General features: G+C 71.5%; 9 protein-coding genes. 3 read left to right on the forward strand and 6 right to left on the reverse strand.

Annotation, left to right across the window (positions count from 1 at the left end):
* Positions 1-42 precede the first annotated feature (42 nt).
* On the forward strand, positions 43-1,707 hold the full coding sequence (locus tag OG379_RS10610) for an alkaline phosphatase D family protein (RefSeq protein WP_405661507.1): 1,665 nt from the start codon (positions 43-45) through the stop codon (positions 1,705-1,707).
* Positions 1,708-1,761: 54 nt separating this feature from the next.
* On the opposite strand, the gene OG379_RS10615 is transcribed toward OG379_RS10610, so the two are convergent.
* Positions 1,762-2,340, reverse strand: a complete 579-nt coding sequence (locus tag OG379_RS10615) for a dienelactone hydrolase family protein (RefSeq protein WP_362930412.1) — start codon at positions 2,338-2,340, stop codon at positions 1,762-1,764.
* Between the two features lie 37 nt (positions 2,341-2,377).
* On the opposite strand from OG379_RS10615, the gene OG379_RS10620 reads away from it, so the two are divergent.
* Positions 2,378-3,520, forward strand: a complete 1,143-nt coding sequence (locus OG379_RS10620; protein ID WP_405661510.1) for a mechanosensitive ion channel family protein — start codon at positions 2,378-2,380, stop codon at positions 3,518-3,520.
* 27 nt (positions 3,521-3,547) lie between these two features.
* Here OG379_RS10620 and OG379_RS10625 read toward each other — a convergent pair whose 3' ends face one another.
* The 5 genes from OG379_RS10625 to OG379_RS10645 form a co-directional block, all read right to left on the reverse strand.
* Positions 3,548-5,134 carry a Na+/H+ antiporter gene (locus OG379_RS10625; protein ID WP_405661512.1) on the reverse strand — a complete coding sequence of 529 codons (1,587 nt, stop codon included), beginning with the start codon at positions 5,132-5,134 and terminating at the stop codon, positions 3,548-3,550.
* Between the two features lie 117 nt (positions 5,135-5,251).
* The gene (locus OG379_RS10630; RefSeq protein WP_393755618.1) at positions 5,252-5,728 is read right to left on the reverse strand and encodes a GNAT family N-acetyltransferase; all 477 of its coding nucleotides are present in this window, start codon (positions 5,726-5,728) and stop codon (positions 5,252-5,254) included.
* Positions 5,725-6,666 carry an RluA family pseudouridine synthase gene (locus OG379_RS10635; RefSeq protein WP_362930420.1) on the reverse strand — a complete coding sequence of 314 codons (942 nt, stop codon included), beginning with the start codon at positions 6,664-6,666 and terminating at the stop codon, positions 5,725-5,727. The genes OG379_RS10630 and OG379_RS10635 overlap by 4 nt, the downstream gene beginning before the upstream one ends.
* Before the next feature lie 23 nt (positions 6,667-6,689).
* Entirely contained in the window at positions 6,690-7,304 is a 615-nt protein-coding gene (lspA, locus tag OG379_RS10640) for a signal peptidase II (RefSeq protein ID WP_405661515.1), read from the reverse strand.
* Positions 7,305-7,513: 209 nt separating this feature from the next.
* Entirely contained in the window at positions 7,514-8,278 is a 765-nt protein-coding gene (locus tag OG379_RS10645; protein WP_405661517.1) for a TraR/DksA family transcriptional regulator, read from the reverse strand.
* A 577-nt stretch (positions 8,279-8,855) separates the two neighbouring features.
* On the opposite strand from OG379_RS10645, the gene ileS reads away from it, so the two are divergent.
* On the forward strand, positions 8,856-11,999 hold the full coding sequence (ileS, locus tag OG379_RS10650) for an isoleucine--tRNA ligase (RefSeq protein ID WP_405661519.1): 3,144 nt from the start codon (positions 8,856-8,858) through the stop codon (positions 11,997-11,999).
* Positions 12,000-12,200: the final 201 nt, after the last annotated feature.

The raw sequence follows: 12,200 nt of genomic DNA on the forward strand, positions 1-12,200 counted from the left end.
TCGCCCGCCTGTTCGCTCTACCCGCCAGTAGGGTGATCGTCCGTGACCAGACGACTCCTCTCCGCCGCACCCAGCCGCCGCACGGTCGTGAAGGCCGCCGCCGCCACCGCGGTCGCCGGCACCGTGCTCACCGCCACCGGCGCCCACGCCGCCGACGGCCCCGCCTTCCTGCACGGTGTCGCCTCCGGCGACCCCCTGCCCGACGGCGTACTCCTGTGGACCCGCGTCACCCCCTCCCCGAGCGCCGTGCCCGGCTCGGGCCTCGGCGCCGATACGCCCGTGGTCTGGGAGATCGCCGAGGACAAGGCCTTCACCAGGGTCGCCGCCCGCGGCACTGCCCTGGCGCGGGCCGGCGCCGACCACACCGTCAAGGCCGATGTCCGGGGGCTGCGCCCGGCCACGACCTATTGGTTCCGCTTCTCGGCTCCCCCCGGCGGGACCGAGGGCGGGCAGGGTGTCCTCTCCCCCGTCGGCCGCACCCGCACCGCGCCCGCCGCCGGGGCCGCCGTCGCCGGGATCCGGTTCGGGGTGGTCTCCTGCGCCAACTGGGAGGCCGGCTGGTTCTCCCCGTACCGCCACCTCGCGGACCGCGCCGACCTCGACGCCGTGCTGCACCTCGGCGACTACATCTACGAGTACGCGTCGGGCAGTTATCCGACCGAGGACACCGTCGTACGCCCCCACGCCCCGCTGCACGAGATCCTCACCCTCGGCGACTACCGCCTCCGGCACGGCACGTACAAGACGGACGCCGACCTCCAGGCGCTGCACGCCGCCCACCCGGTGATCGCCATCTGGGACGACCACGAGTTCGCCAACGACGCCTGGTCGGGGGGAGCCGAGAACCACACCCCCGGCACGGAGGGCTCCTGGGCCGCCCGGGTGGCCGCCGCGAAGCAGGCGTACTTCGAGTGGATGCCGGTCCGTGCCTCCACCGAGGGCACCGTCTACCGGCGGCTGAGCTTCGGCGGTCTCGCCGAGCTGCACCTGCTCGACCTGCGCAGCTTCCGTTCCGAGCAGGCGTCGATCGGCAACGGCGCGGTCGACGACCCCGGGCGCTCGATCACGGGGCGGGCGCAGCTGGACTGGCTGAAGGCCGGGCTGGCCGCGTCGGATGCCCGCTGGAAGCTCGTCGGCACCTCGGTGATGATCTCGCCGGTCGCCTTCGGGGCGCTGCCGGCGCATCTGCTGGCGCCGCTGGCGGAGCTGCTGGGGCTGCCCGCCGAGGGGCTGGCGGTCAACGTCGACCAGTGGGACGGCTACACGGACGACCGCAAGGAGCTGATCTCCCATCTGCGGGACAACGGCGTCAGCGACACGGTCTTCCTGACCGGCGACATCCACATGGCGTGGGCCAACGACGTACCGGTGAAGGCGGCGACGTATCCGCTCTCCGCCTCGGCGGCCACCGAGTTCGTGGTGACGTCGGTGACCTCGGACAACCTGGACGACATCCTGGGGGTGGCTCCGCAGACGGTGTCGCTCGTCGCCGCGGCGGCGGTGAAGACGGCCAACCGCCATGTGAAGTGGGTCGATCTGGACTCGCACGGCTACGGCGTCCTCGACGTGACGGCCGAGCGCTCGCAGATGGACTACTACGCGGTCTCCGACAAGACCGCGAAGGACGCGACGTCGTCCTGGGTCCGCTCTTACCGCACGCTCAGCGGCACGCAGCGGATCGAGCGGGTGAACGCGCCGGTGCGCTGACCGGCGGAGGCCCGGGCGGGGCCGCGCACCCCGGTGCGCGGCCCCGCCGCGTGACTACAGCGTGGCGAGGAAGCCGAGCGCCACCTTCCAGGTCAGGTCGGCGGCGTCCTGGTCGAAGTCGGGCAGATCGGGGTCGGTGTAGAGGTGCCCGGCCCCGGGATAGCGGTAGATCTCGACGTCGGCCCCGGTCCGCTGCATCTGGAGGTACCAGCTGTTCAGCCAGTCCGGCGACTCGAACACGTCGGGGTCGGCGACGTGCAGCTGTACGGGCAGCTCGTCCACCGAGGCGTTCTCGGCGATGTCCGACGTGCCGTGGAGCAGGAGCAGGCCGCGGGCCTTGGCGTCGCCGAGCGAGAGGGTCTGCGCCACGGACGCCCCGAACGAGAATCCCGCGTACACGAGGCCCTGGTCGGAGTAGGGCGCTGCGGCCAGGACGGCCCGCTTGAGCAGCTCCTCCTTGCCCACCTGTTCCTTGAAGGCCATTCCGTCCTCGACCGTTTCGAAGGTGTGCCCCTCGAAGAGATCGGGCACGCGCACCTCGTGCCCTGCTGCGCGCAGCCGCTCGGCGGAAGCGTGCACGGCCGGCCTCAGACCGTAGATCGAGTGGAAAAGCATGATGTTCATGCGGTCCATGGTGCCAGGCCTGCCCCGACTCTTGGAGGACGACGGAATGGAGAACGTACTGCGGCCGGTGCTCGTGCTGGGCGGGTCGCTGCTGATCACCCTGCTGGTGGGGTGGCTGGTCGATCTGCTGCTGCGCCGCGCCGACAGCCGTCATCACGAGACCCCTCTCTGGGGCCTGCTGCGGCTCTGCCGTCCACCCATGCAGGTGGTGCTCTGCACGGCGCTGCTGAGGGCCAGCTTCGACCAGCTCCGGATCGACGTCGTGCGGGACAACCGGGAAGCGATCGGGCAGGTCCTCACCCTGGTGCTGATCGGGGCGTCGGCCTGGCTGGTGATCCGCGTCGCCGCCACGATCGTCCAGTCCTCGTACGCCCGTTACGCGACCTCGACCCGCGACCCCGCGCGTGTGCGCCGGGTCCGGACCCAGGTCACGCTGATCCAGCGTGTGGTCACCGCGGTGGTGGCGACGGTCGCGGTCGCGGCGATGCTGCTCACCTTCCCCGCGATGCAGTCCGTCGGCACCTCGATGCTGGCCTCGGCCGGTGTGCTCGGCATCGTCGCCGGTGTCGCGGCCCAGTCGACGCTCGGCAACCTCTTCGCCGGGTTCCAGATCGCCTTCGGCGACATGGTGCGGCTCGGTGACACCGTGGTGGTCGACGGGGAATGGGGCACGGTGGAGGAGATCACCCTGACCTTCCTCACCGTGCGGACCTGGGACGAGCGGCGGTTCACGATGCCCGTGTCCTACTTCACGAGCAACCCTTTCGAGAACTGGTCGCGCGGCGGCGTGCAGATGACCGGCACCGTCTTCTTCCAGCTCGACCACTCGGCCCCGGTCGCGGCGATGCGTGACCGGCTGCGCGAGATCCTCGGTGAGTGCGCCGCCTGGGACGGCCGCGACTGGTCCCTGGCCGTCACGGACACCACCCCGACCACGATCGAGGTGCGGGCGGTGGTCACCGCGAAGGACGCGGACGACATCTGGACGGTGCGCTGCGCGGTGCGGGAGCAGATGATCGGCTGGCTCCGGGACAACCACCCGTACGCGCTGCCCCGGGTCGTGACGTCGCCGGCGGCGCTGCCGCCGGGGGACCACTGGCGGGAGCTGACGGGTGCGGACACCGACCTGACGCCGTCCAACGGGCATGTGCCGACCCCGGGCAAGGCGCCCCGCACAGGACGCGGCTGAGCGGTCCCCTGCGGGTGGGTGGGTCGGTCAGCGCAGGCTGCGTACGTCCAGGTAGCGCAGCACCCGGTCCACCACCTCGGGGTCCGATCCGGGCTCGCTGCGCGCGGCGAGCACCGCGTGACGGGCGGCGGACATCATCTCGCGCTGGATCCGGGCGACCTCCCTGAAGCGCTCGGCGCGCTGCGCGTACGCCTCGCGCCGCTCCTCGTCGACCATGTCCGGGCTGATCCGCGCCCCGATGTCGTACGCGGCGCGCTGCAGCCGCTCGAGGACCTCCTCGGGGAGTCCCTCGGTGTCCTGGACCTCCTTGAGGCGGGTCTTGGCCGCCTTGGCCGCCCGGATCGCGAGGTCGCGCTCCAGTGCCTGCTCGGCCTCGGTGTCCGCCCGGACGCCGAGCTTGCGCACGAGCCACGGCAGCGTCAGGCCCTGGAGGACGAGGGTCACCATGATGACGACGAAGGCGATGAAGACGATCTCGTCCCGGCCTGGGAAGGGCTTTCCGTCGTCCGTCTCCAGCGGGATCGCCAGCGCCAGCGCGACGGAGGCGACTCCCCGCATCCCCGCCCACCACATGATGACGGTCTCGCGCACGCCGGTGGGGATCTCCTCGCTGACGTCACGCCGGGTGTGCAGCCGCTTGGCGAGCCAGGCGGCGGGCAGCAGCCAGAGGAGCCGGACGCCGATGACGACCGCGGCGACGGCGAGGCCCCAGCCCAGCAGGCGCAGTTCGTGTCCGTCGGCGGTGCCGAAGACGTTGTGCAGTTCGAGGCCGATCAGGCCGAAGGCGACGCCCGTGATGAGGGTGTCGACGATCTCCCAGAAGGACCGGCCGGTGAGCCGCCCGAGGACGTCGTCGGCGTCCGCGGTGTGCTCGGCGAGGAAGAGCGCGGTGGTGAGGACGGCGAGCACGCCCGAGCCCATCAGCTCCTCGGCGAGTACGTAACTGACGAAGGGCACGAGGAGGGTCAGGCCGACCTGGAGGGTGGTGTCCCCCAGGTAACCCATCAGTTTGATGGTGAGCCAGCCGAGCACCAGGCCGACCACCACGGCGACGACGGCGGAGAGGATGAGCAGGCCGAACGCGGCCGGCAGCGAGAAGGTGCCGCTGACGGCGGCGGCGATCGCCACGTGGTAGAGGACGATGGCCGTGACGTCGTTGAACAGCCCCTCGCCCTCCAGGATCGACACGAGCCGGCGCGGCAGCCCGACCGAGCCGGCCACGGCCGTCGCCGCGACCGGATCGGGCGGGGCGACGAGCGCCCCCAGGGCCACGGCGGCGGCGATCGGCAGACCGGGGACCAGCGCGTTCGCGACGGCCGCGACGGCCGCCGTGGTGACGAAGACGAGGGCGACGGCCAGCAGGAAGATCGGCCGTCGGTTGGCCGCGAACTGCCGCCAGGAGGTGCGCTGTACGGAGGCGTAGAGCAACGGCGGCAGGAGGGCGGGGAGGATGAACTCCGGCGGGATGTCCACGTCGGGCACGAAACTGGCGAAGGCCATGACGATCCCGGCGAGGGTCATCAGGATCGGTGCCGGGAGACGCAGGCGCTCCCCGAGCGGCACCGTGACCACCGCTCCGAGCAGGAGCAGGAGCAGGAGCGCCATCTGGTCCACGTTGTGCCTTCCGCAGCGCGCGCGGGCCTCCGGGCCCGTGTTGATCAGCCGGTCAGAGCTCCCAGCCTGTCACGCGCACCCCTCGGACCTGCGGCAGCCCCCTGCGGGCCGCGCGGGTCAGAGCGCGCGGCGCATGGCCCGGTGCGGGATCCCTGCGTCCGGGAACTCCGGCCCGTAGGCCGCGTAGCCGAGCCGCTCGTAGAAGCCGAGCGCGTGCGTCTGGGCGTGCAGGTCCACGGCGGCCAGGCCGAGCGTGCGGGCCTGCTCCTCTATGGCGCGGACCAGAGCGGCCCCGACGCCCAGTCCACGGGCCTCGCGGGTCACGGCGAGCCGGCCGAGCGAACCCACGGTCAGGTCGCCGCCGGTCCTGTCCGCCGCGTCCTGACCGTGCAGCAGCCGTCCGGTGCCGAGCGCGGAGCCGTCCGCGGCTACGGCGATGACGTGCACCGCGGTGGCGTCATGGGCGTCGTACTCGATCTCCTCGGGGACCTGCTGCTCGCCGACGAAGACGTCCTTGCGGACCTGGAAGCACGCCGCGAGGTCGCTCTCGCCGAGGGCCCTTCGGGTGCTGTACGGGGCCGGCCCGGGGTTCATTCGCTCTCCGCGGCGATCGTGTCGAGGGCGTGGCGCAGGTCGTCCGGGTAGACGCTCTCGAATTCGACCCAGCCGCCGTCGGCCGGGTGCTCGAAGCCGAGCCGGACCGCGTGCAGCCACTGCCGGGTCAGGCCGAGGCGCTTGGCCAGCGTGGGGTCGGCGCCGTAGGTCAGGTCGCCGACGCAGGGGTGGCGGTGCGCGGACATGTGCACGCGGATCTGGTGCGTGCGCCCGGTCTCCAGCTTGATGTCGAGCAGGCTGGCCGCGCGGTAGGCCTCGATGAGGTCGTAGTGCGTCACGGAGGGCTTGCCCTCGGCGGTGACGGCCCACTTGTAGTCGTGCTGCGGGTGACGGCCGATGGGGGCGTCGATGGTGCCGCTCATCGGGTCGGGGTGGCCCTGCACGAGGGCGTGGTACTTCTTCTCGACGACCCGGTCGCGGAACTGCGCCTTGAGCAGGGTGTACGCCCGCTCGGACTTGGCCACGACCATCAGGCCGGAGGTGCCGACGTCCAGCCGGTGCACGATGCCCTGGCGCTCGGCGGCGCCCGACGTCGAGATGCGGTAGCCGGCCGCGGCGAGGCCGCCGATGACGGTGGTGCCGGTCCAGCCGGGGCTGGGGTGGGCGGCGACGCCGACCGGCTTCATGATGACGACTATGTCGTCGTCGTCATGGACGATCTCCATGCCCTCGACGGGCTCGGCGACGACCTGGACCGGAGCGGGTGCCTGGGGCATCTCCACTTCCAGCCAGGCACCGCCGTGCACCCGCTCGGACTTCCCGGCCACCGCGCCGTCCACCTGGACCTTCCCGGCAGCGGCCAGCTCGGCGGCCTTGGTGCGGGAGAACCCGAACATCCGGGAGATGGCGGCGTCGACACGCTCGCCCTCCAGGCCGTCGGGTACGGGCAGGGTGCGGACCTCGGGATACGTACTCACCAGTCGAGTATGCCTTGCGCCCGCTAGTCCTTGTGCACGGTGCCGTCGGGGTCCAGGCCCTTGAAGGAAAGGATCACGATGAGGATTCCGCCGCAGACGATCGCCGAGTCGGCGAGGTTGAAGACGGCGAAGTGCGCGGGGGCGATGAAGTCGACCACCGCGCCCTCGAAGACCCCGGGCGCGCGGAAGATGCGGTCGGTGAGGTTGCCGAGCGCTCCGCCGAGCAGCATGCCGAGGGCGATGGCCCAGGGCAGGCTGTAGAGCTTGCGGGCGAGCCGGACGATCACGATGATCACGACGGCCGCGATGGCGGTGAAGATCACGGTGAATGCCTCACCGATCCCGAAGGCGGCGCCCGCGTTACGGATCGCGTCGAGCTTCAGCCAGTCGCCGAAGATCTCGATCGGCTCCTCGTGCTCCAGCTTCGCGACCACGATCATCTTGCTGACCAGGTCCAGGAGGTAGGCCAGGACGGCCACACCGAGCAGTACCAGGATCTTCTTCCTGCCCCGGCCGCTGCCGGGCTCGTCGCTCCCTGCCGGGGTCGAGCCCCCGGCGGGCTGCTGGGGCTCAGCCCCCTCGGCCCCCTCGGCATCAGGGATATCCGGCGTACCGATGATGCGCTCCGCCTCTGCCACGTGAGTCCCTCAACCTAGGTGCCTGACTGAGGACGAGGGTACGACACCCCCGGGGGATCAGGGGCGTCAGGACCCGGACCTCACCGGCTTCCACCGCCCTTGAGGTCTTCCGTCGGGTCGGCCCGGCCCTTGAGGTCTTCGTCCGGGTCAGCCCAGGTCCCTGAGGTCTTCCGTCCGGGTCGGGCCCCGACCCGGACGGACGGCGGCCCCTAGCCGCGCCGCTCCTGCTTCTGCTTGTCCTCCACGCAGAGCGTGGCCCGGGGGAAGGCCTGCATCCGCGCCTTGCCGATCGGCTTGCCGCAGACCTCGCAGAGCCCGTAGGTGCCCGCGTCGAGCCTGGCGAGCGCCCGCTCGGTCTGGTCCAGGGTCTCCTGGGCGTGGGCCGCCAGGGAGAGCTCGTGCTCCCTGGTGATGTTCTTCGTGCCGGTGTCCGCGTCGTCGTCCCCCGCTCCGTCCCCCGAGTCGCGCATCAGGCCGGCGAGCGCCGCGCCCGACGCCTCCAGCTCGGTGCGCAGCCGCAGGACCTCGCCGGCCAGCTCGGTCCGCGCCGCGTCGACCTCCTCGGGGGTCCAGGGGTCCTCCCCCGGCCTGACCGCCAGGTCTCCGGGCGCCGTCGCGGCGCCGCCCCTGGCCGGGGGGACCGCGGTCGCGGTGCCCTCTCCTACAGCCGTGGTCCGGGCCGCGCTCTTCTTGGCTACCACCGTGTGGGCTCCTGTCTGCTCGGCGGCCTGGGCCGCCCCCGTGGCCTTCTTCGACGCCTTCTTGGCTGCGCTCTTCTTCGCCGTGCTCTTCTTCGCCGTGCTCTTCCTCGCCGTGCTCTTCTTCGCCGGCTCGTGATGCGCCGGGTCCTGACCGGCCTGTTCCGGTGCCGGCGGATGGTCCGCCGTCCTCTTCCCGGCGGCCTTCTCCTCGGCAGCCGCAGCCGTGGATCTCTCGGACGCCGATCTCGATGCGGCGGTCTTCTTCGCCACCATGGCCGCGGCCCCTTCACATATTGTGATCTTGCACGCGAATCGTGCTGGGACGATAAATCGACCCCAGCTCCGCGGCAACGGGGCACGCCGCCGGTTCGCCCCCTCCCCCTGCCGGTCGGTGGCGCGCCTGAAACCGTTGTGCCCAGCTCCCCGCCCGGTAATCCGTCCTCGCACGCCCTCCGGAGACTCCGTCCGTCCCGACTGGCCATTCGGGTGCAAGCACCTCCCACGTGCCTGTCGGTCGAAAACCGGTCGGCCGTCGCCCGCGAGGGCCCGTACACTGGCCGCAGCGAGAGGCATGGATGGGACGAGTAGCGTCGTACGCAGCCAGGAGCGACCCGGGGACGGTGGGAGCCCGGGGGCGAGCGCGTCGTGAAGATCAGCCCGGAGCCGCCGGAAGAAAGCTTTGGACAGTGGGCCCGGCCCGCCGTCCCAGGGCGACTAGACCCGGCATCGCGACCCCAATGAGGGGGCCACAGGCGCATGCCCGGGGCCAAGGAGGGTGGTACCGCGGGAGCTGACCAGGCTCTCGTCCCTCCGACGGAAGTGGAAGACGTCCGCCGGAGGAAGCCCGCACATGACATCGCCGCAGTACCGCCAGGTACCCGCCCAGGTCGACCTGCCCGCCCTCGAGCACGCCGTGCTCGACTTCTGGCGCGACAGCAAGGTCTTCGACAAGAGCCTCGAACAGTCCGAGGGCCGCCCCGAGTGGGTCTTCTACGAGGGCCCCCCGACGGCCAACGGCATGCCCGGGGCCCACCACATCGAGGCCCGCGTCTTCAAGGACGTCTTCCCGCGCTTCCGCACCATGCAGGGCTACCACGTCGGCCGCAAGGCCGGCTGGGACTGCCATGGCCTGCCGGTCGAGCTCGCGGTGGAGAAGGAGCTGGGCTTCAACGGCAAGAAGGACATCGAGGCCTACGGCATCGCCGAGTTCAACGCGAAGTGCCGTGAGTCCGTGACCCGCCACACCGACGCGTTCAGCGAGCTCACGACCCGCATGGGTTACTGGGTCGACCTGGACGACGCCTACCGCACGATGGACCCCGAGTACGTCGACTCCGTGTGGTGGTCGCTGAAGGAGATCTTCAACAAGGACCTGCTGGTCCAGGACCACCGCGTCGCCCCCTGGTGCCCCCGCTGCGGCACCGGCCTCTCGGACCACGAGCTGGCCCAGGGCTACGAGACGGTCGTCGACCCCTCGGTCTTCGTACGCTTCCCGCTCACGTCCGGCCCGCTGGCCGGCGAGGCCGCGCTGCTGGTCTGGACGACCACGCCGTGGACCCTGGTCTCCAACACCGCCGTCGCCGCCCACCCCGACGTCGACTACGTGGTCGCGACGAACGGCGAGGAGAAGCTCGTCGTGGCCCGGCCGCTGGTCGAGAAGGCGCTCGGCGAGGGCTGGGAGCTCACCGGTGAGACCTTCACCGGCCGCGAGATGGAGCGCTGGACGTACGAACGCCCGTTCCAGCTCGTCGAGTTCCCGAGCGAGGCGCACTACGTCGTCAACGCCGAGTACGTCACGACCGAGGACGGCACGGGTCTGGTCCACCAGTCCCCCGCCTTCGGCGCCGACGACCTCCTCGTCTGCCGCGCGTACGGCCTGCCGGTCGTCAACCCGGTCCGCCCCGACGGCACCTTCGAGGAGGACCTCCCGCTGGTCGGCGGCGTCTTCTTCAAGAAGGCCGACGAGGCTCTCACCGAGGACCTGGCCGCACGCGGCAAGCTCTTCCGCCACGTCCCGTACGAGCACAGCTACCCGCACTGCTGGCGCTGCCACACGGCCCTCCTCTACTACGCGCAGCCGTCCTGGTACATCCGCACGACGGCGGTCAAGGACCGGCTGCTCCAGGAGAACGAGAAGACCAACTGGTTCCCGGACTCGGTCAAGAACGGCCGCTTCGGCGACTGGCTGACCAACAACGTCGACTGGGCACTGTCGCGTAACCGCTACTGGGGCACCCCGCTGCCGATCTGGCGCTGCGAGGACAACCACCTGACCTGCGTGGGCTCCCGCGCCGAGCTGTCCGAGCTCACCGGCGCCGACCAGTCGGGACTGGACCCGCACCGGCCGTTCGTCGACGAGATCACGTTCACCTGCTCGCACGAGAACTGCCAGCTGGAGGCGTACCGCGTCCCGGAGGTCATCGACGCCTGGTACGACTCGGGTTCGATGCCGTTCGCGCAGTGGGGCTACCCGTACAAGAACAAGGAGGTCTTCGAGTCCCGCTATCCGGCGCAGTTCATCTCGGAGGCCATCGACCAGACCCGCGGCTGGTTCTACACGCTGATGGCGGTCGGCACGCTCGTCTTCGACAAGTCCAGTTACGAGAACGTGGTCTGCCTGGGCCACATCCTCGCCGAGGACGGCCGGAAGATGTCCAAGCACCTGGGCAACACCCTCGACCCGATCCCGCTGATGGACCAGCACGGCGCCGACGCGGTCCGCTGGTTCATGGCGGCGGGCGGCTCCCCCTGGGCCGCGCGCCGGGTGGGCCACGGCACGATCCAGGAGGTCGTCCGCAAGACGCTCCTCACGTACTGGAACACGGTGGCCTTCCAGGCCCTGTACGCCCGTACGTCGAACTGGGCGCCGTCGGCGGCCGACCCGGCCCCCGCCGACCGCACGGTCCTGGACCGCTGGCTGCTGAGCGAGCTCGGCGCCCTGGTGGACGGGGTCACCAAGGCTCTGGAGGGTTACGACACCCAGCGCGCCGGCAAGCTGCTCTCGGCGTTCGTCGACGACCTGTCCAACTGGTACGTCCGCCGCTCGCGCCGCCGCTTCTGGCAGGGCGACAAGGCGGCGCTGCGCACGCTGCACGAGGTCGTGGAGACGATCACCCGGCTGCTGGCCCCGCTGACGCCGTTCATCACGGAGCGGGTCTGGCAGGACCTGATCATCCCCGTCACCCCGGACGCCCCGGAGTCGGTGCACCTGTCCGACTGGCCCAAGGCGGACCCGGCGGCGATCGACCCCGCTCTCTCCTCGCAGATGGCGCTGGTGCGCCGCCTGGTGGAGCTCGGCCGCGCCACGCGTGCCGAGTCGGGGGTCAAGACCCGGCAGCCGCTGTCGCGCGCCCTGGTCGCGGCCTCAGGCTTCGAGTCGCTCACACCGGAGCTGCGCGCCCAGATCACGGAGGAGCTGAACGTCTCCTCCCTGGCTTCGCTCTCGGAGGTCGGCGGCTCACTGGTCGACACCACGGCGAAGGCGAACTTCCGCGCGCTGGGCAAGCGGTTCGGCAAGGGCGTCCAGGCGGTGGCCAAGGCCGTCGCGAACGCCGACGCCGCCGCGCTCAGCCTGGCTCTGCGCGAGGGCACGGCCTCGGTGGAGGTCGACGGTGAGCAGATCACCCTCGCCCCCGACGAGGTCATCATCACGGAGACCCCCCGCGAGGGCTGGTCGGTGGCGTCCGACTCGGGCGCGACGGTCGCCCTGGACCTGGAGATCACCCCGGAGCTGCGGGCCGCCGGACTCGCCCGTGACGCGATCCGGCTGATCCAGGAGGCACGCAAGAACAGCGGCCTGGACGTGGCGGACCGGATCGCGGTCCGCTGGACGTCCGCGTCCCCCGCGACGGCCGAGGCCCTGACCGCCCACGCGACGCTGATCGCGGACGAGGTCCTGGCCCTGGACTACGCGCAGGGTGAGGCGGACGACACGTACGGCACCCCGTTCGAGGACGAGGGCCTCGCCCTCACGTTCCGCCTCCGCAAGCACTGACACGCACGGCCTGAGCGGCCCGCCCATCCGACCGGATGGGCGGGCCGCTCCGTCTTTCCGGGGCGCCCCCAGCACCGGGACCCGGTCCTGCGGCTCCCAGCCCCCGGGAAGGCCGAGCCCCAGGCCGGGCTCCAGGGACGGAGGCCTCCCCTGCTGGGAAGCCGGACCCCAGCCAGGGCTCGCCCCCGAGGAGACCCCCAG

Origin of the sequence: Streptomyces sp. NBC_01166 (assembly GCF_045039765.1) — a bacterium.
Classification (GTDB): Bacteria; Actinomycetota; Actinomycetes; order Streptomycetales; family Streptomycetaceae; genus Streptomyces.